Raw genomic sequence first — 21,646 nt, 5'->3', positions numbered from 1 at the left:
TTCATTCAAATATTTATTTGATTATAGGTTATCTTATTTCCTTTATATATTCAAGTATATATTTGAATAAGAAAGGGGATTAGCTGAACAAAAGCTCATTTTTTACAATTAATACAAAAAAATAGACGTTCAATTATTTGAACGCCTAAAATTTTAAACTTGCTTATTATGGAATTTTTATTTTGTTGTGTCTCCATATACCAGATTGATTCCCACTGAAATGACAACATGGTGTTTTAGCACTTTTTTGCGCCATTTTGACCATCTGGCACAAATTGGTAATTTTTGCGGAACGCATTGAAACGAAGGAGTTCTACGTAATTTTCCGTTGTATCGAAACTATAGCCTCCACATGATGTACTTAGTCTATTCTATACTTCGTAAAAAAACCGACTAAAACCTTATCATCAAGTATCTTGACATCAATATTTTCAAGTCGAGATGTAGATTTTGATTAAGCTATTTTTACGGTATTTCATGAAACCATACAGCATCATATATAATGTCACAGTGCTCTTTGAACCATGAACTCCATAACATAGGATTTGCTTCAACTTCTCTATTTTCATTTTCATATTTTAAATAGTCTACCAATAATTTACGAACTGATATTTTTATTGCTTCTATCTCATCTTCGTATATTTCATGAAAATCCCACCATTTTGATTTTGATGGATGTGCAGTAAATCTACACCTTAACAAATACAATCTATCCAAATGATGTTTTGCAACACTATCGTAAAACTTAATTTCATCATATATATATTTACTCATTTGCTCACGGCTTTGTGTTGGTTTTTTAAGCCGCTTCTTTAACGACTGAAATATAACATCGACCATATTATCTGCTGCTGTTAAAGCTTCTTCTGTAAAGTTAAATTCATCTAACTCCAAAAATCTAACATAATAAAACACTGCTTTATTTACATAAGGATCCAGCGCATTTATTAATTTTAGATAACTTAATGTTTTCGAGTTTAAAATAGAAGATTCCCCATCTATATATTTTTTAAAACCTCTCACCTCTTGTGCAACATTATCTCCGTATATATACTTAAGAGTATTTCCTCTAAAATCTATTGGAATACCTGTAGATAACGCAATGGCTCCTATTAAATTTACTTGGTAACTACGATAAACATACTGAGATATAAAATGGAACAAAATATCTATCTGATCGGAAACAAATTTGTCTTTCGATATACCTCTCCACCCACGACTCCAATTAGGACAAATAACCCCCACTTTCAATGCATTTTCTTCATTCGAATAATAGCACATGATGTTATTGTAATTTAAGTTTAATTTTAACCCTGAAGTGTTTGTAAAATCCCTAACTTGAAAAAACTGTTCATTATCTCTTTTTGGAAGTTCGTGAGAAACTACTTTATCAAGAGTATACTTAAACTGTTCAATTTTATTTTTTGTATTTTGGTATGTCCTATAATAATTACATACTTTATTTTTGAATTTATCATACCCCAAGATATCCCCACTCTCCCAAACAACATTTTGTAAGAAATCAAAATGAATTATCAAGTCTGCTTATTACTTTTTTGAACTATATTTCTTTGTACTCCATCTTCGTTTTTCACAACATTATTCCTGCTCTTCTTTTCCATCTGCACCGCTTCAAATTGCTCTTTTAAAATGGCTGCTGGATGATTATTTTCGGAGACATAATGTTCTCTCGCATTTAGTAGCTAACTGCACCGATATATTTTTCATTGCTTAGAATCAGATCAATCGTTCTTTACTCCACTTTTCTTGTCGATGTTTTTATACCTATAATGCTAAACCCTCGCAAATATAAATCAAAAATTAACCGAAAAATATATTATGTTTTACACTATTCATCTATTCTATCAACTCAACCTCAATTTCCAGCACTTCTTACACCAATAACAGAAAGGGTTTCACCCGTTTATTCATAAGATAAACTAGAGCGAAACCCTTCAAACCTTATTATATCAACCCTTCAACTGCTATTACTCTACCACCCTTGACATCAATGCTACCGCCTCCACGTGCCCCGTATTCGGAAACATATCCACCGGCTGAACTTCCTTCGTCTCAAAACCGCCATCCTCCAAAATCCTTAAATCCCTAGCTAACGTCGAAGGATTACAGGAAACATAAACAATTCGCTTCGGTTCCATTGCAATCATTGCATCCAGAAACTCAGGATCACAGCCTTTTCTTGGAGGATCAACGACAATCACATCCGGTTTCAGCCCTTCCTTCTTCCACTTAGGCATCACCTTTTCAGCCCGTCCTACTGTAAATTCAGCATTATCTATTCCGTTGCGCTCTGCATTTTTCTTTGCATCTTCAATGGCTTCTGGAACAACTTCAATTCCGTAGACTTTTTTAGCTTTTTGAGCAAGGAAAAGAGAAATTGTTCCTATCCCGCAATATGCATCAATTACAACATCATTTTCATCAATATTGGCATATTCCAAAGCTTTATCATAAAGCACTTTTGTCTGAACCGGATTGACCTGATAAAATGACTTCGGAGAAATCGCAAAGGTAAGGTCGCCTATTGTATCATGAATGTAGGCTGCTCCCCATAGCACTTTCGTCTTTTTCCCTAAAATAACATTCGTACGCTGATCATTAATATTCTGCACGATCGAACTGATAAAAGGGAATTTTTCTGTCAATTCTTCAATAATTTGTTCTTTTGCGGGCAGCTTTGCTGTACGAGTCACAAAGACAACCATCATTTCACCTGTGAAATGGCCTGTCCGAATCATAATATGGCGCAATTCGCCGCGATGCGTTTTTTCATCATAAGCTTTGACGCCATATTTATTCATTAAATGACGAACAAATGGAAGAACCTCATTCATTGCATGACTGTGAACATAGCAGGTATCTTGATTTTTTAAAATCCGGTGGCTTCTTTTCTGGTAGTAGCCTGTGATTAATTCACCGTTTTTTTCATCAACAGGAATTTGAATCTTGTTTCGATAATGAGAAGGGTCATCCATACCAATAATCGGAGAAATAAGAACATGCTCCAGATGTGCTACTTTTTTCATCACGTTATGGACCTGATTCTGCTTCATCTGCAATTGAAGAGAGTAGCTCATATGCTGAAGCTGACATCCTCCGCAATAGACATGGCAGGTCGGCTCTACACGTTCAGGGCTTGTTTTCTTCAATTCTAACAGCTTCCCGAAGCCATAGTTTTTATTTACTTTGACTACTTTGATCACTGCTTCTTCTCCCGGCAGGGTCTTAGGAATAAATAAAGGGTAACCGTCTACTTTTCCTACCCCGCTTCCTTCATGGGTCATATCCTCAATCGTAATAGTTAATTGTTCATTTTTTTGGACAGGAGTATTTCCTGGTGATTTCGCCATTTTTATCTTCCTCTATTTTCGTAATCGATTTTAATACCTTATTTTATCATACCCGTTTAGAGAACAACAACTGTCCTCATTTATTAGGCTTTCTTGACGTAAGGAATGGCAGTTTTATCTTGTTCCGTGCTTTTCCAGAAAAAACTACATACGCATAATAAAAGCCTCCAAAACAATGTCATGTTCAGAGGCTTTCAAAATTATTTCAAATCTTCCTGGTGTTCAATAAATTCAGCTGGAACCATGAACTCAATATGCTCCTGTAGATTAATAAATTCTCCAGGAAGCAGGCCGCCATATTCTCCATCAATGTTCAGTTGCATTTTTTCCTCATTGGTAACCTTAACACGCTTTGCCTGTGTATAGATAATATTCTTACTTTTTAAATGCTCTCCCCGAAGTGCGAGTGTAGCAATTTGAATAAACTCTGCCAGATTTGTTTTCTTTAAAATCAGAACATCAAAATACCCGTCATTTAAACGCGCATCAGGAGCAAGCTTTTCAAAACCGCCGACGGAATTCGTATTAGAAATTAGAAAAAGCATAATATCCTCTTCCAGCACCTGATCATCATATTCAATCTTTACCCTGGCCGCTTTTAAGGAAGGGAGCATTTCAATACCTTTCATATAATATGCCAATTGGCCTATCATTGTTTTTAATTTACTGGGCACATCATATGTTAATTCTGTCAGCTTCCCGCCTCCAGCAATATTGATAAAATAATGCTCATTCACTTTTCCAATATCTAATTTCATCGAATTACCTTCCAAAATAATGTCAGCTGCTTTACCGATATCCTTAGGAATACTGAGCGCTCTGGCAAAATCGTTTGTAGTTCCGGCAGGTAAGATTGCCAGCTTTGGCCGATGCTCCTGTTCTGCCATTCCGTGAATGATTTCATTAATAGTACCGTCACCACCGGCAGCAACAATTAAATCATAGCCTCTTTCCACAGCCGTTTTTGCTGCAGCAGTTGCATCTCCCTCACAGGTCGTTGCATGTGCTGATGTCTCATACCCCGCTCTTTCCAGCTTTTCCAAGATATTTGGCAATTCTTTTTTGACAGCTTCGCGTCCCGAAGTTGGGTTATAAATGATTCGGGCCTTTTTCATGTTCTTTCCTCCCCATACGGTCCAGTCGATATTGTAATTTGGATTTTGTCAGACACGTATAAATTAAAGTGAACCTCGATTATTGAGAGGTTTTTACTTTGTTACATACATTGCATAGAACTTAGCTAAAAAATATATAATACATTGTAAAAAGCTTATAAAACGAAACCTCACATATAAAAATAAATTCCAGTGAGGTGATCGCTTTTATGATGTTAGATAAAGTTATTCATATATTTAAGTCTCCAGAAAAAATCTCTGAAACCATACTATATGCTTCCCTATTAAACAAACTCACCTAATCCATATCATAGCCCTTTTTTATATGTTTGAAAAGCAAAATGAACAAAAAATAACAGGCTTCGATAAAACGAAACTGTTTTCTACAATGGCTGCTAATGATTTTTTCATCTTTTTCCCATTGGATAGGCTGCCACATCTAATTTCTGCGACAGCCCATCTGTTAGGTATTACCTATTCTTTTTGCTTTTTTATCAAGAGAGCTTATCTTTTCTCTAGCTCGGCTGCAAGAATCTGATTTACAAGCGGCGGGTTCGCCTGGCCTTTTGTTGCTTTCATAATTTGCCCTACCAGGAAGCCTTTTGCTTTTTTCTTTCCATCCTTGAAATCAATAATAGATTGTTCATTTTGATCAAGAATTTCATTTACAATCTGTTTTAATTGCTCTGGATCAGAGATTTGAACCAGACCTTTTTCTTCAACGATTTTTTCCGGATCTCCGCCATTTTCAACCAGTTCGGCGAATACCTTCTTCGCAATTTTAGATGAGATTGTACCATCCTCAATCAGTTTAACCATTTTCGCCAGAGCATCTGGTGTAATGGCCAGCTCTTCAATTTCTTTATAATGTTTATTCATATATGCGGAAACTTCTCCCATTAACCAGTTGGATACTTGTTTCACATCAGCTCCATAGCCTACTGCTTCTTCAAAGAAATCAGACATCTGCTTGGACGCTGTTAAAACATTGGCATCATATTCAGACAAACCTAACTCACTCACATAGCGGGCTCTTCTTGCATCTGGAAGCTCAGGAATTTCATTGCGGATTCGTTCCTTCCATGCCTCATCAATATACAGCGGAACAAGATCCGGTTCTGGGAAATAACGATAGTCATCAGATCCTTCTTTGATACGCATAAGAATGGTTTCTTTTGTTTTTTCATCGTAACGGCGTGTTTCCTGCAGGATTTCTCCACCGGATAATAGTACTTTTTCCTGGCGTTTTTCTTCAAATTCTAATCCTTTTTGTACAAAGGAGAAGGAGTTTAAGTTTTTCAATTCTGCTTTTGTACCAAATTCTTCTTGTCCGATTGGACGTAGTGAAATATTGGCATCACAGCGCAAAGAACCTTCCTGCATCTTCACATCAGATACACCTGTATATTGAATAATATTTTTCAGCTTCTCCAAGTATGCATAAGCTTCTTCCGGAGAACGCATATCCGGTTCAGACACAATTTCAATCAATGGTGTTCCCTGACGATTGTAGTCGACATAGGAATAGCCATCTTCCCCATGTGTCAGTTTTCCTGCATCCTCTTCTAAATGCAGGCGGGTGATGCCGATTTTTTTCTTCTTGCCATTTACTTCAATTTCAATCCAGCCATGCTCACCAATTGGCTGATCAAATTGCGAGATTTGATAGGCTTTCGGATTATCTGGATAGAAATAGTTTTTACGATCAAATTTTGTATCAGTTGCTACCTCGCAATTGAGCGCCATTGCAGCCTTCATTGCAAAGTTTACCGCTTCTTCATTTAACACCGGTAATGTTCCGGGATAACCCAAATCAATTGGATTCACATTTGTATTTGGTGCTGAACCAAATTCATTCGTACTCGGGCTGAAGATTTTTGATGCTGTTTTTAGTTCTACGTGTACCTCAAGTCCAATAATTGTTTCGAAATTCATTACTTGGCACCTCCCAGTTGAGGTCGTTTTTTATGGTGTTCTGTTGCTTGTTCAAATGCGTGTGCAGCACGATAAACAGTGCTTTCATCAAAATAGTTTCCAATAATCTGCAAGCCGATCGGCAGCCCTTCTTCAGAGAAATCGCATGGAATAGATATTCCAGGCACACCTGCTAAGTTAACAGGAATGGTCAGGATATCATTCACATACATGGTTAAAGGATCGCTTGTTTTTTCTCCAACTTTAAACGCTGGTGTTGGTGTTGTCGGTCCAACAATCACATCATATTCTTCTAAAATTTTATCAAAATCATTTTTAATTAATGTACGTACCTTTTGCGCTTTTTTATAGTAAGCATCGTAGTATCCGGAGCTAAGCGCAAACGTTCCAAGCATAATACGGCGTTTTACTTCATCACCAAAGCCTTCACTGCGGGATTTCACGAACATATCCAGCATATTTTCTGCATTCTCTGAGCGAACACCATAGCGGACGCCGTCAAAACGTGCTAAGTTCGCAGATGCTTCTGAGGATGATAGTAGATAATAAGTTGCCAAGGCATATTTAGAATGCGGTAAAGAAACCTCTTCCCAGGTTGCACCAAGTGATTCATAGACCTTTAATGCTTCCATCACAGAATTCTTCACTTCTTCAGAAACACCTTCTGCGAGGTATTCTTTGGGTACAGCGATTTTTAAGCCTTTCACGTCACCGGTTAATGCTTCTGTATAAGCCGGAACATCTACATCCGCACTGGTAGAATCCATTTTGTCATGACCAGCAATAACTTCCAGCACGCGTGCATTATCCTCTACTGTACGAGTTAACGGGCCAATCTGGTCTAATGAAGAGGCGAATGCCACAAGACCAAAACGAGACACACGGCCATATGTCGGCTTCATTCCTACAACTCCACAGAATGCTGCCGGCTGACGGATAGATCCGCCTGTATCAGAACCAAGTGAAAACAATACTTCACCTGCTGCTACTGCTGCAGCTGATCCACCACTGGAACCGCCGGGAACATGATCTATATTCCATGGATTACGAGTCGGTTCGTATCCTGAATTTTCATTGGAAGAACCCATTGCGAATTCATCCATATTTAATTTGCCGACAGCAACCGGATTTTCAGCATCCAGCTTGTCAACAACGGTTGCATTGTACAGCGGATCTGTAAAGTTATCTAAAAACTGACTTGCACAGGTAGTACGAAGCCCTTTCGTTACGATATTATCCTTAATACCTGCCGGAATACCGAATAAGATACCGGATTTATCCTCGCACTTGTCCAATTCTCGCGCTTTTTCCAATGCTTTTTCTTCATCAAGTGTTAAGAATGCATGGACATCTCCATCCACTTTTTTAATTTGTGCGTAAGACTCTTTTACTAAATCTTCTACAGTAATCTCATGATTATGTAATTTTGCTTCTAATTCTTTTATTGTATAGTCAAACAAAGACATGAATCCTATTCCCTCCTTTATTCTAAGATCGATGGCACGCGGATCTGCCCATCTTTTTGATCTGGAGCATTCTTCAATGCTTCCTCTTGTGTAATCCATTTTTTAGGTTCGTCTTTACGCATCACATTTTTCAAATCCAATACGTGCGTTGTCGGCTTCACATTCTCTGTATCTAACTCATTCAGCTGTTCAGCATATTCAATGATTGCACTCAGCTCGTTCGCCATTTGCTCAACGGCTTCATCATCAAATTCTAAGCGTGCCAGATTAGCTACGTGCTTCACTTGCTCTTTTGAAATCTCTGCCATTCGTTTAACCTCCAAAATTGTAGTAGTTATATTTATAATATGCTACCGTAATAGCACTTATATTCCAGCATGGTTGCAGGGTTATTTATAATGTTCAACAAATTAATATTATATCATAATATAAGAATTAACTTTATATAATAATTAAACAATGTTAATTTATTTAACACTATTGATAATAGCAAAACCAGCCCATACAAGGCAAGTTTATACATTCAATACAAAAAACCAAATCATTCTATATGTGCAATTAATAGCATAGAATAACTTGGTTTTAAATATTAAAACAACACTAAATATGTGCTATATGTTTGTAAATTTGGCTTGCTTCTCTATAATGCTGTGCAGCATCTTTGTAATTATTATTACTTTCATAATGCTTCGCTAAAAATTCAGAGTAGAGAATGAAATTACCATAGTCCTTTTGTTTCTTTAACAACGGCAGGAGATCATTAACTAACAACTGCTCGAACTGTTCTAATTGTTCATCTAATAAATAACTGTAGCTCCGTAAAATATATTTATATATTACGTATGGCTGTTTATCCTTCAGATCATAAAATGCACTTAATCCATAATCAATGTATTCTTCAGCTTCATCATAATAATTTGAATGATAGTATTCACGTACAAGTAACGATGCTACCTCTACTTTAATACTACCGTGCACCTCTTGATTACCCAGAACCTTTTTATAGTATTCAATTGCTTTTGTTGAATCACCTTTCGACGCATATAGATAACCAATATTCTGGTAGATTTTTTGAATTATATTTTTATCATTGATTGTTTGTGCAAGCTGTAAGCCGAGCGTGAAATTCTTAAGAGCCTTTTCATAAAATTTAATATGACTATAACATATCCCTAAGATATTGTGGGCACGTGCACAACGTAAGAAATTATATTGTTTCATATACATTTCCAGAGCTTCGTCCGCATATTCAATTGCTTCCAGAGAATTTCTTAACCTGGAATGCGTCATAGAAATACAATACTTCAGGTCAGCTTCCGCCTCCTCATCCAATCGGTAACTCTCTGTAATCTTTTCTGCCCGTTTATATTGATACATGGAGTGATAGTAGTTCTTCAAGGCGTAACTATAGCGGCCGTTAAATTTATACCAGTAATATTGTTCTTCGATGCTGAATGTATTCACAGCTTCTTTTAATTGGGTAATTTTATTGGCAGCAAGATCCTTTCTGTCAATTAATAAAAAATATTTAATTTTATGAATCTCGAACATAATAAGGTGATTGGAATAGTTTTTATCCATCAGATCCTGAATTTCTCTATATGATGCTTCCATATCATGCTCGTTGCTGCTCTCATCCAGCATTGTATACCAGTTCCTACATAGTTCTCCTATTTCCTCATCCTGACTATGATCCGTTGTAATACTCAGACGTTGACATAATTTCCTTATTATATCCTCATTAGGTTCTGTTTTTTGATTTTCAATCTTAGATAAATAGGATAAGGAAACAATTCCCTCCGACAGCTCCCCTAAAGTCATTTTCTGCTTCGTGCGTTGAATTTTAATGTATGTCCCGATTGCTATCATATTTTCTCTCACCCCACGATTTTTTAAACTTTTATAGCTTATCCTATTTCTTCTTTTCATAAATAAAGAAAATCAGTTCAAATGTTTTTAATTAGTTTGTAAGCTATTTTATTAACTTATTCCCTCTACCTTTATAATTTCTATACATTTATTGTACCATACTCTGCCCCTCTTCAATTTGGGAAAATAAGCATCAAAAACTCTAATTAACATTCATTTTTCCGAAAAATTTTCTCAAAAAAAGAAAATCCACTGCCACTAACTGATAAAACAGCTAATAACAGTAAATTTTCTAAAGTTTAAAAGATTTATCCTTCTTAATCATAAATATGAACCTGAATATCATCTTCACCGGCATTACGGTACAGCAGGCTTTCCGTCTTCTGGCTGGAGGTAATATTAATCTCTATGTCATAATAGTTCGGAAATATATCGTCAATAAGTCCATCCACATATTGCGTAAATCCAATAATTTCTCCCTTGCCATAAAATTCGATTGGCACATCAATACGTAATTTCTGCAGCTCTCCATCTATATAGAAGCCTTCTCCTACCATACCGACGTAGTTAGGGAAAAATTTCCGAATTTCATTTCCGAAGTTTGTTACACGCTCCTGGTCATCATAATATTTTTCCTGTCCTTCATCAGATGGGAAAAGAATATTCTCTTCCTCTACATCATCCCAGCCATCCATGGAATTGCTTCCACCGGCAACACTTGTTTTAGCAACAAAATTTCCCGGTACAGGAGAAGATTTTTCTTCTTCTCTATATACAGCAATCATAATAGGAATATCACTTAATTCTTCGTCATTTTCACGTATATCATTGACAATACTCTGTGCAATCTCTGTCGCCTGTTCCATCATCTCACTCTCAGAAATTTCTTCATATTGAGAGGGTTCGCCAGTATCTGTCTGAAATTCATAAACAGATTTCATCGCAAGTCCAATAGAAATTCCTTCCAAATTAGCGTTACCGCCTTCCGTGGACTTTAAATAATTCTGCTCTAATACATGCGTCAGATAACGCGGATTTTCCCGGAATGTTTTTTCATCTGAGCCTTTTTCTACTTCCGGATTCAGCTGATCTATCCAATCCGTAACACGACTGGAGTCAAAATATTGTCCTTCTTGGAAGTAATAATCATCTGGGTTATAGTAATCCTTTGAAAGACGGCGCAGCCCTTCTTCCATCTCATCAATATCCACACGATTTGCTACCTGCCTTGTTATAACTCCTCTTGCTTCACTCGGTTTATACGGTAAAATCATTCGGTAATTATCACCAGAAAGTCTATTGCTTGGCACGATGGAGGTTTCTTCCTGTTCCGGGTCATCCTGTACAACCTCTTCCTCATCTGATGATTGCTGCGTACATCCGCTTAAGATCAGCGCTATTACAGCAATGGATGCTATCCATTTTTTCAAAGCTAATCACTCCTCTCCCTGAGCCGCTTCTTTTAACTCTGTTTCGCCCCATACTTCTACGCCCAGCTTTTCAGCTTTTTCCAGCTTTGAACCGGCATCTGCTCCGGCAATAACTAAATCTGTTTTTTTACTTACACTGCCTGTTACGGATCCACCTAAGGATTCAATCAGCTCTTTCGCTTCTTTTCTGGTATACTGTTCCATTTTACCAGTCAATACAACTGTTTTTCCAGAGAATAAGCTATCTGTTGCAATTTCTGATCTTCGCTGACCGGTATATGTCATATTCACACCTAACTCACTTAATTCCTTCAATAGCTGTATAACTTTTTCTTCTTCAAAATAACGGACAATCGAATCTGCCATTTTATCCCCTATTTCTTCAATGGCTACAATCTCTTCAAAGGTTGCTTTTTGCAGATGCTCCATTGTCTCAAATTCCATTGCTAATATCTGTGCTGCTTTAGAACCGATAAAACGGATGCCAAGTCCAAACAGTAATCTTTCCAAAGAATTTTCCTTTGAGGCTTCTATTGCATTCAAAAGATTGGCAACAGACTTCTCGCCCATCCGTTCTAAATTCAACAGATCTTCTTTTTGCAGCCGATACAAATCCGCAATGGTATGAACCAAATCCTCATGGAAAAGCTGAATAATTACCTTTTCCCCTAAACCGTCAATATTCATCGCATTCCTGGATACAAAATGGATCAAACCTTCCATCAATTGTGCCGGACAATTCGGATTGATACAGCGTAATGCTACTTCTCCCTCCAGACGGACAAGTTCATTGCCGCATGCAGGACATTTCTCAGGCATATGAAATTCTTCTTCTTCACCTGTCCGCTGTTCGATAATCGAACGGACAACCTTTGGAATAATATCTCCTGCTTTTTTGATAACAACCTGATCACCGATCCGAATATCCTGCTCACGAATTAAATCTTCATTATGCAGGGATGCCCGCTGCACAGTGGATCCCGCTATGCGAACCGGCTCCAGAATTGCAGTAGGAGTTACGACCCCGGTTCTGCCGATGCTTAATTGAATATCCTTTAATGTTGTTATTACTTCTTCTGCAGGGAATTTATAAGCAATCGCCCAGCGCGGACTTTTTGCAGTAAACCCTAGTTCATCCTGATGATCCAGGCTGTCTACTTTTACAACTATGCCGTCTATTTCATAATTTAAATCCTTACGATGCTCCGTCCAGTATGCAACATACTCCAAAACCTCTTCAATACTCTCAGCTTTTTTCCATTCTTTGTTTGTTTTAAATCCAAGCTGATGCAAAGCCTCTAAACTTTCGCTATGACTTGTTATATCGTTATTATCCCATTCGCCCACCCCGTACAGAAAAATATCCAGATTACGCTTAGCTGCTATTTTCGGGTCCAGCTGTCTCAATGATCCGGCAGCTGCATTTCTTGGATTGGCAAAAGGCTCTTCCCCCTTTTCTTCCCGCTCTTCATTGAGTGCTAAAAAAGACTTATGCGGCATAAAAGCTTCCCCGCGGACTTCTAAGGTCCCAGGTTCGTTAATGCTTAATGGGATACTTCGTATCGTGCGCAGGTTAGATGTAATATCCTCGCCGACTCTCCCATCGCCTCTGGTAGAGCCCAGAACAAACTTGCCATCCTGAAATTTCAGGGAAATGGCTAAACCATCTATTTTCAGTTCACATACAAAAGTAACAGCACCGGAAACTCCTTCTGTAGCACGTCTGGCAAAGTCTCTTAAATCCTGTTCATTAAAAGCATTGCCTAAGCTCATCATCGGAGTTTCATGTGTTACCTTTCGAAAGGCATCGAGCGGCTCTCCGCCAATTCGCTGCGTAGGAGAATCTTCTCTCGCAAATTCGGGATATTCTTTTTCTAAATCCTCAAGTTCCCGTAATTTCTTATCATATTCTGCGTCAGGGACAGTCGGATTGTCCAATACATAATAGGAATAACCATATTGGTTAAGTACTTCTACAAGTGAGTCCATACGTTCTTTTATTTCTTGTTTATTCATTCTGCTTTACTCCTTTGTTATTGGGGCAAATTTTGCAAGAAGACGTTTGATTCCGACTGGAGCTGGAAATGCTACATCCAGTTCCAGCTTATCCCCTTCACCCTGGACTCTTACAACAGTTCCGACTCCCCATTTCTTATGCGCTGCTTTATCACCGACCGACCAGTCTTTTGATTCTGCACCGCTGGATTTAGGGCCTTGGATTTTCTCGGCACGTCTTTTGGGAGGAGCTTCCTGCTTCTGCTTCATACCAAATCTGTTTTGCAAACTGCCGCCTCCGCCAAATGGAGATTTTTGAGCCGCTTCTCTTCCTTCCAGTAATTCCTCAGGGATTTCATCAATAAAACGGCTGATCGGGTTCATGTTAGTGCGCCCATATAATGTACGCATTTGCGCATGAGTCAGGTAGAGCTCCTGCTCCGCTCTTGTAATGCCGACATAAGCAAGACGGCGCTCTTCCTCCATCTCTTCCTCATCAAACATAGAACGGCTATGCGGAAATACATTCTCTTCCATCCCAATTAAGAAAACAACAGGAAATTCTAATCCTTTTGCTGCATGCAGTGTCATCATGGTAATTTTTTGAGAGTGATCAGGGTCTTCTTCATCGACACGATCAATATCCGCAATCAATGCCAAATCAGTTAAAAAGGCAATGAGTGTTTTATCTTCATTTGCTTTTTCAAATTCCTGTGTAACGGTTTTAAACTCTTCTAAGTTCTCTAATCTCGATTGTGCCTCAATAGAACGTTCATTATTCAGCATTTCCTCATAGCCTGTCCGCTCCAGCACAGCTTCTACCATGTCCGTTGCAGTTAAAAATTCCTGCTGCTGTGTGAGAGAACGAATAAGGTCCTGAAATCCAGCTAAGGCATTGGCAGCTTTTTTCGAAACACCTGTGAAATCAACTTCCTTTACTGCTTCATAAAGGGAAATATCATGCTCTGCAGCATATGCCTGCAAACGTTCAATCGATGTTTTTCCAATTCCTCTTTTCGGTTCATTTACCACGCGCTGAAAGCTGATATCATCATCGGGATTAGTAATTAATCTTAAATAAGCAATCATATCCTTAATTTCTTTACGGTCATAGAACTTCGTGCCGCCGATCATCTGATAGCTGATAGCTGATTTTACAAAGGTGTCCTCTATTGCACGGGATTGTGCATTGGTACGATATAAAATCGCAATATCACTTGGCTGATATTTGCCTGATCGGGTTAATTGCTGAATGGTATCTGCAACATACAGTGCTTCCTCCTGCTCAGTTGCTCCTTTATAATAGGATATCTTTTTTCCATCATCATTATCCGTCCAAAGATTTTTCGGCTTACGGCCGGAATTATTTCCAATTACTTTGTTTGCTGCCTGTAAAATAGACTTGGTAGAACGGTAATTTTGCTCCAGCATCACTGTTTTTACAGAAGGGTAGTCTTTTTCAAAGGACAGGATATTTGTAATATCTGCCCCGCGCCAACGGTAAATAGACTGGTCCGAGTCACCGACAACACATAAATTTTGATACTTTTCAGCAAGCTGCTTTACCAGGTAGTATTGCGCATGGTTTGTATCCTGATACTCATCTACATGGATATATTGAAAACGTCTCTGATAATATTCTAAAACTTCTGGCACGCGATCAAATAAATGGATGGTTTGCATTATCAAGTCATCAAAATCTAAGGATTGATTTTTCCGCAGCATTTTTTGATAGCCTTCATAGACCTGTGACACCTGCCGGTCATAGAAGTTACCAGCATTTTTCGCAAACTCTTCTTCCGTAATCAGTTCATTTTTTGCTGCACTGATTTGTCCAAGCATCGCCCGGGGATCAAATTTCTTTGGATCAATATTTAAATTTTTAAGGACTTGCTTTATAACAGATAATTGGTCTCCACTATCCAAAATAGAAAAGTTCGAAGAGTATCCAATCCGGTCAATATCCCGGCGTAAAATCCGGACACACATCGAGTGAAAGGTAGAAACCCACATGTATTGGCCTTGAGGACCGACCAGTTTTGCTACACGTTCCTTCATTTCTCTCGCAGCCTTATTGGTAAAGGTGATCGCCAGAATATTTCGTGGAGCTACTTCCTTTTCTCCCATCAAATAAGCAATCCGGTGTGTTAATACACGTGTCTTCCCGCTGCCTGCCCCTGCCATAATCAGGAGTGGCCCTTCTGTATGCCGTACAGCCTTCTGCTGCTCCGGGTTTAATGTATTTATCATCGCTTCAAGCGTTTGCTCCATGTTACATCTTCCTTCCTGAGCTTATTCTCTTTTAACAGCGTCCACTGTCTTGAGCGCTTGTTTTAAATTCGTATAAATGCTGTTTCCAACAATAATTGCGTCAGCATGTTCCTTCATCTCTTTGGCCTGCTCCGGAGTCTCGATACCCCCTCCGTAGAAAAGCTTTGTCTTATCAAGCTCTGCTTTTACCTCACGGATAACTTCTGTATCACCGTAGATACCACTGTACTCCACATAAAAAATAGGCAGATGAAAGACATGCTCTGCCATATAAGCGTATGCTTTTACATCATCTGTTTCCGGCAGCTCACAATTCGTATGCTGGAAGGCTTTTGCTTCCGGGTTTAAAATGCAGTAACCTTCAAAGTATACCTCACTATACTCCATCATGTCGATATATTCTTTGATGGCTTTCTGTTGGATATCCATCACATATTTTTTCTCTTTCGAATTCAGCACCAAAGGTACAAAATAGTAATCAAACCCTGGTGTTAATGCCTCTTCATTAGATATTTCCAAAACAACCGGAACCATGTGAGCCCTGCGTATTCTCGACAATAAATCCAGAACGCCATCTAACGTGACATCATCTGTACCCCCGACAATAATTGCATCAGTCCCGGATTCACATACTTTATCTAAATCTTCATCAGATATTTCCTTTGCCGGATCCAATTTAAACATATGTTTCCATTCATTTATATTCATATTAGTTACTAATCCTCCATTGTTACATTCATTTCTTCATTATAACAAAAATCGGCAATTTATTAGAACGGATAAGGTAAAGATTTATGGTTCTTTTATATAAAGCCCAGCTGCTGTTTCATATAAATATCTGCCTGGATTTAAAAGGAGCCCTCATACATAGAACCTCTTTCATAATTTTTAACATCACCATTGAAATGTTAAAAAAATTCATATAGCCCATTGGCAAAATAATTGTAATCATCCTTATCAATTATCGTTCCTCCATAGCCTTCAAAAAAGATTTGCTTATCTCTTTCATTAACAAAGACATTTGGTTTAGGGCGGATGGCTAAAGATACGTCATACCGGGGATCACCATAGGCTCCGCCGCTCCAATCAATAACTCCGGTAATTGATCCATTGGAAACCATAACATTATCAATCGTAAAATCTCCATGAATCAGCGTTTGTTTATACTTTTTTGGTTTTTTTACTTTCAACCTTTCCAGTAACTCTTTCGTGCCGTCAACCTCGTAATTATTGAAGTTATATTCGGCCTGGTATAACATTTTATCAAGCCATAGTTGTTCATTTATAAGCTCATCAGGACATGGGGTTGAGTGGATTTCAGACAAGATGCTGCCAAAATTAAATATAATTTCCTGCCGTTTTTGATTGTTGTCCTGATTTAATAAGGCCGTTCTTACTGTTTCTCCTTTAATAAAGTCTATAAGCGCCCAAGATTCTTCGATATTATTATGTTCTACGAATATTTTCATTTTGGGAACAGGTAATTCTGTCTCCTTGTTTAAACAATTTAGAATCGAAACTTCCTTCTTTAACATGGCATTAAATAATGCTCCCTTTGTCCTTTTGAGCGCAAAAATTCCCTCGTTACTTTCAATTATTCCCAAATTAGATGTATAGCCTTGGCGTGGAAAACTTATACTGACTATCTTATTTAAGTATTCTTTTATTTCTATTGGAATTTCATCAATATGGATAGGTGGCAATTGTTCTCCTCCCCCATGAACTTTTTTCTTCCATTATACTTTAAAGCAGGACGACAGATAAATTAGCAATATGCTTCAATAGATTGCTAAACACTTTTCACGTCTCGACAACCCAGAAACGTTTGTTCTCATTTTGATTATATAGAGAATGTGATTAGTTTTCAAATATCAACAGTTACCTTTTACAGAGGCCTATATAAAAAGAAAAACCTGAACAAGTGCTCTTACCAGCATTCGTCCAGGTTTTCTTTCTATGCTTTATTGATCTAATTTAAAACTAATTCTCTTTTACATCCAGTCTTTCCAAAACAAGATTATAACCATCGCTTCCATAGTTAATACAGCGTCTTACCCGGGAAATAGTTGCGGTCGAAGCTTTTGTTTCCTGCTCTATCGCACTGTACGTCTTTCCTTCTGTGAGCATTTTCGCCACCTGTAACCGTTGTGATAAGGATTGTATCTCTGACATCGTTGCAATATCATCAAAAAATTGATAACACTCCTCGCGCGTATCTAATGACAATATGGCATCAAACAACTGATCAAGCTGCTCTCCTCGTAATTTATCTATTTGCATTTCTTTCCCCCCTTGTTTTCTCTTGCCATTCTTTCTCATGAACTGTCCCTGAAAGAATGATAAGGTTAATATTTATACATAACCAAAGATTATCACTGTAAAATAAAGAGCTCTTTTATTTTATTGGAACAACGTATGATTTTATCGCATGGTGGCCGGAATAACAATTTCTCTCATTTTCACATCGAGTAACCCCTGCTGTGTAATACGAAAGAAAGGTAAATGAAATGCTGAAAGAAATAATAAACTGTAAATTGGATCTTGATAAGCATATCCATGCTCTGTCAGTACTTTCTTTATTTTCTCATTCATTTCAATTAATTCTTCCATCCTATTATCTGGCATAACGCCTCCAAGAGGAAGCGGCATTTCTGCTAAAATTTCACCCTGGTCTACCAGTACAATGCCTCCGCCTAACTCTTTCATATGTTTTGTTGCTACACTTAAATCTTTTTTGGAATTGCCAATAAGAATAATATCTCCTGTAGCAGAATAACTGCTGACTAATGCTCCAAGCTTTGGCGCAAAACCACGAATAATTGTATTTACACGCCACTCCCCATTTTTATCAATTAATGTAATAAACTGCTCCAGTTTTTCAGAAGAAATTTCTTCCGCACTAACATCAGAAACGATACTATAAGGCTTGATAATTACATCATTGACCATATCCATCCCTATTGGGCTGGAAAACTGCAAATCTTCTTCAGTCAACTCCCAGTTAAGTTCAAGTGGTGTAATATCATATTTTTTCCAATCAATTACCGGTGGAAAAGAGATTCCTTTTCCATTCTTTTTTATCCATTCCCCTTTGCCGATAACACTTTCAGGATGCGGGTTTTGTTTATCCAATAAAATATTCAAATGAGCTACGCGCCCCGGTGCAATGCTGCCGAATTCTTCTTCCATATTAAAATGTCTGGCCGGATGGTAACTCGCCATACGATAAGCAGTCTCTGCAGGCAGGCCTTTTTCAATTGCTTTCTCAATACAAACATTTATCATGCCCTCCTTCATAAAGGCAGGTGTCGGTCCATCCATCGTAAAACTTATATTATCAAACTGCGTTAATTCTTTCTCAAGCAGACCTTCGATAATATCAGGTAAATCTGGACGAATTGGTGAATAGCGAAGACTGACACGATAGCCCAGCTCCAGTCTTTTTAAAACATCATCTGCAGACATCGATTCATGGTCACTGGTGATTCCTAAAAGCTTCATCTTGGTTAAAGTACGGGAGGATGCTCCAGGCAAGTGACCTTCTATCGGTTTCCCCAGCTTCTTCATCTCCTGAATCCAATAAAGTAAACGGTCTCCTCCTGTTAACAGGCTTGGCCAGTCGGTGAGCTCTCCACCTTGAATTACCAATGGATGCTCTGCCCAATCCAACACATCCTTTGTATTAAATATACGATTATCCTTCAGTGTTGTTTGACCATCAAACCGATTCCACCAGAACATACTTACAGGTAAATTAGAGAAAGCATTTATGATGGAGAACGTTTTCTTTTTATTAAGCAGTAAGTACCACGTCAAGTTATCGTTCACAAATGTTGTTGTTCCTGTTTTTGCAGCATGCATTGCTGTTACTTCCGGATTTGCAGCTTGAAAAGGATGTGAATGCGGTTCAATATACCCTGGGACAACAAATTTCCCCTGGCAATCATAATACTCTGTTTCTGTGGTTTCTTCCGGTAATTTCTCACCAACATATACAATTCGATCCTCATAAATCCAAATATTTGCCTCTACCCATTGATTTGTATATACATTTAAATAGGTTGTATTGGTTAAGACAATACTTGGTGCAACCGAACCGTCAATTACTCTTATATGCTGTCGTAATTCTCGATTTCTCCATAATGTCATTAAGCAACTCTCCACTATTTGTCATTTTCTTTATTTTATCACATTGCAGTACTTTAATATAGTAAAGTTGATTTTTTCAATAATTCCTTCTATAAGAAAATTTCTTAGTCTTTAAAGCTTTAGTATTCCTGCAAAGAGATGTCTGCTAAAGCTTCTTCTTATACTTTATTTATATATAAAACAAAAAGATAGCCGGAGCTCTACATATTTATAGAAGTCCGGCTATCTTCATTCATTATAAAGATCCTATTTTTTCTATCATTGCACATTCTCCACTAAATAGGTTACTATTTGCGGGAAGAAGCATAACAGCACAATAAATAGAATCATAATCACAGCATATGGGATGACCCCTTTAACAATTTCAATGATTGTATTCTTCTTATCCAATCCTTTTAAAACAAAGAGATTTAATCCTACCGGTGGTGAAATTAATGCTAATTCCATATTGATTACCATGATAATCGCAAACCATATTGGATCAAACCCAAGAGCAGTTATAATAGGATACAATATTGGTACTGTAATAACCAATATAGAAATTGTCTCCAAAAACATTCCTAGTATAAGTAATACGATGTTAATCAGAATAAATATAACCCATGGCGATACATCCAACGATATAGCTGCTTCCGTGATTGCTTGCGGAATCTGTAAAATAGTCAGAATAAATCCAAGTAACATAGCTCCAATGATAATAAATAGAATCATTGCATTTGTCTTAACAGTAGATAAGATAATCTGCTTTAAATTATCGGCTGTCAGATTTCGATATACCAGTAAAGCAATTAAGAAGGCAAGAACTACACCCACGGCAGCAGCTTCTGTCGGTGTAAATATCCCTGAATAGATTCCTCCGATAATCACAATCGGCAGTAATAATCCCCAAATTGCTTTTCTGGAAGCTTCCCATCTTTCTGCCCATGTAGCAGGTTTTTCTTTAATATGCCGCATTTGAATCGATGAAAAGACCATAAAAGCCAGGGTTAGTATGATTCCCGGTATAATTCCGGCAATGAATAATTTCCCGACGGATACACCAGTAAGTGATCCGTATAGGATCATCGGTACGCTCGGCGGAATAAGAATTCCTAACGTACCTCCAGCAGCCAGCAAACCGAGCACATACCGCTTTCTGTATCCGCGGCGCACCATTTCTGGAAGTGCAACTGCACCGACTGTTACAGCTGTAGCAACACTGGATCCAGAAATTGCAGAGAAAATCGTACAACAAAAAACTGTCGCTATAGCTAAGCCTCCAGGAAAATGTCTGAACCATCTGCTTGCCATCTCATATAAATCTCTGCCGACGCCGCTGACAACTAGTATTTGACTCATCAGTACATACATTGGCAATGCCGTTAGAGTAAAGTCATCCAATGATTTATAGGCAATAATTGGAATTTGCGCAAAGGCAAAGCTTCCGCCATTGAAAAAATACATCCCCAGCACAGCCAGCAGCCCTAAAGAAAAAGCTACGGGGAGACCAATAAGCAATAGTGCCGCTAAACCTCCTGTAAAAAATAAATTCATAGATGATCTCCCCCTTTATGTACACCGCCATCTATCAGCTGTAATATAAATGCGATAATAAGTAAAACGCCGCCTATTGGAATGAACATTTCCGGCAGATACATCGGTATCCGCAATAAGGAGGTAGAAGTCACTCCTAATTCGAATGTTTTTAAAACATGGTGAAATCCATACCAGGCCAGAATAATACTAAACAGCAAGCCGAGCGCATTAGACACATATGCCAATGCGACGCGTGCTTTCTCGTTCACACGGTTAACGATTAAATCTACCGTAATATGAGCATACGTTCTGACTGCATAGGCCGTCCCCAAAAAGCAGCTCCCAATAATCGCATAAGTGGATAATTCTGTGGCCCATATTGTCGGCATGCCAAAAAGTGCTCTGGTTACCACTTCATAAAATGTCATAATTGTCGTGATAAATATTAAGATACCGGACAAATAAGCAGCCCATTTAATCAGTAAATCAGAAAAATGATATAGTTTATTCATGATATAACTCCTTTCTAT

The 21,646-nt window shown here is 38.0% G+C and carries 16 protein-coding genes; all 16 read right to left on the bottom strand.

Annotated elements, in window-relative coordinates; genetic code table 11:
* Nucleotides 1–465: 465 nt before the first annotated feature.
* Nucleotides 466–1,485 (bottom strand): hypothetical protein, encoded by a 1,020-nt coding sequence (locus MKY30_RS14285; RefSeq protein WP_341084405.1) that lies wholly within the window; start codon nucleotides 1,483–1,485, stop codon nucleotides 466–468.
* Nucleotides 1,486–1,988: 503 nt separating this feature from the next.
* Nucleotides 1,989–3,371, bottom strand: a complete 1,383-nt coding sequence (rlmD, locus tag MKY30_RS14280; protein ID WP_341084404.1) for a 23S rRNA (uracil(1939)-C(5))-methyltransferase RlmD — start codon at nucleotides 3,369–3,371, stop codon at nucleotides 1,989–1,991.
* A 200-nt stretch (nucleotides 3,372–3,571) separates the two neighbouring features.
* A complete protein-coding gene (locus MKY30_RS14275; RefSeq protein ID WP_147209755.1) occupies nucleotides 3,572–4,486 on the bottom strand; it encodes a diacylglycerol kinase in 915 nt (304 codons plus the stop codon).
* 504 nt (nucleotides 4,487–4,990) lie between these two features.
* A complete protein-coding gene (gene gatB / locus MKY30_RS14270) occupies nucleotides 4,991–6,421 on the bottom strand; it encodes an Asp-tRNA(Asn)/Glu-tRNA(Gln) amidotransferase subunit GatB (protein WP_147209756.1) in 1,431 nt (476 codons plus the stop codon).
* Complete coding sequence (gatA, locus tag MKY30_RS14265; RefSeq protein ID WP_341084402.1) at nucleotides 6,421–7,887, bottom strand: Asp-tRNA(Asn)/Glu-tRNA(Gln) amidotransferase subunit GatA; 1,467 nt, start codon at nucleotides 7,885–7,887, stop codon at nucleotides 6,421–6,423. Before gatA ends, gatB begins: the two co-directional genes overlap by 1 nt.
* Before the next feature lie 17 nt (nucleotides 7,888–7,904).
* Entirely contained in the window at nucleotides 7,905–8,195 is a 291-nt protein-coding gene (gene gatC / locus MKY30_RS14260) for an Asp-tRNA(Asn)/Glu-tRNA(Gln) amidotransferase subunit GatC (protein ID WP_077603800.1), read from the bottom strand.
* Between the two features lie 292 nt (nucleotides 8,196–8,487).
* Entirely contained in the window at nucleotides 8,488–9,756 is a 1,269-nt protein-coding gene (locus MKY30_RS14255) for a transcriptional regulator (RefSeq protein ID WP_147209759.1), read from the bottom strand.
* 317 nt (nucleotides 9,757–10,073) lie between these two features.
* Complete coding sequence (locus tag MKY30_RS14250; protein WP_339285425.1) at nucleotides 10,074–11,186, bottom strand: CamS family sex pheromone protein; 1,113 nt, start codon at nucleotides 11,184–11,186, stop codon at nucleotides 10,074–10,076.
* A gap of 6 nt (nucleotides 11,187–11,192) precedes the next feature.
* Nucleotides 11,193–13,202 carry an NAD-dependent DNA ligase LigA gene (ligA, locus tag MKY30_RS14245; protein WP_341084398.1) on the bottom strand — a complete coding sequence of 670 codons (2,010 nt, stop codon included), beginning with the start codon at nucleotides 13,200–13,202 and terminating at the stop codon, nucleotides 11,193–11,195.
* 6 nt (nucleotides 13,203–13,208) lie between these two features.
* A complete protein-coding gene (gene pcrA / locus MKY30_RS14240; RefSeq protein ID WP_341084396.1) occupies nucleotides 13,209–15,452 on the bottom strand; it encodes a DNA helicase PcrA in 2,244 nt (747 codons plus the stop codon).
* Between the two features lie 21 nt (nucleotides 15,453–15,473).
* The gene (locus MKY30_RS14235; RefSeq protein WP_156987261.1) at nucleotides 15,474–16,160 is read right to left on the bottom strand and encodes a heptaprenylglyceryl phosphate synthase; all 687 of its coding nucleotides are present in this window, start codon (nucleotides 16,158–16,160) and stop codon (nucleotides 15,474–15,476) included.
* A gap of 200 nt (nucleotides 16,161–16,360) precedes the next feature.
* Nucleotides 16,361–17,155 (bottom strand): phosphotransferase family protein, encoded by a 795-nt coding sequence (locus tag MKY30_RS14230; protein ID WP_147209764.1) that lies wholly within the window; start codon nucleotides 17,153–17,155, stop codon nucleotides 16,361–16,363.
* Nucleotides 17,156–17,432: 277 nt separating this feature from the next.
* The gene (locus MKY30_RS14225; RefSeq protein ID WP_147209765.1) at nucleotides 17,433–17,732 is read right to left on the bottom strand and encodes a YerC/YecD family TrpR-related protein; all 300 of its coding nucleotides are present in this window, start codon (nucleotides 17,730–17,732) and stop codon (nucleotides 17,433–17,435) included.
* Between the two features lie 141 nt (nucleotides 17,733–17,873).
* Entirely contained in the window at nucleotides 17,874–19,601 is a 1,728-nt protein-coding gene (locus tag MKY30_RS14220; RefSeq protein ID WP_341084395.1) for an adenine deaminase C-terminal domain-containing protein, read from the bottom strand.
* 258 nt (nucleotides 19,602–19,859) lie between these two features.
* Nucleotides 19,860–21,134: a TRAP transporter large permease gene (locus MKY30_RS14215; protein WP_339285418.1), complete on the bottom strand. Its 1,275-nt coding sequence runs from the start codon at nucleotides 21,132–21,134 to the stop codon at nucleotides 19,860–19,862.
* Nucleotides 21,131–21,628: a TRAP transporter small permease gene (locus tag MKY30_RS14210; protein WP_147209768.1), complete on the bottom strand. Its 498-nt coding sequence runs from the start codon at nucleotides 21,626–21,628 to the stop codon at nucleotides 21,131–21,133. The genes MKY30_RS14215 and MKY30_RS14210 overlap by 4 nt, the downstream gene beginning before the upstream one ends.
* Nucleotides 21,629–21,646: the final 18 nt, after the last annotated feature.

The sequence above is a fragment of the Oceanobacillus sp. FSL W8-0428 genome (genome assembly GCF_038004405.1).
Lineage (GTDB): Bacteria > Bacillota > Bacilli > Bacillales > Amphibacillaceae > Oceanobacillus > Oceanobacillus sojae.
This window is presented reverse-complemented; position numbering and strand designations above follow the sequence as displayed.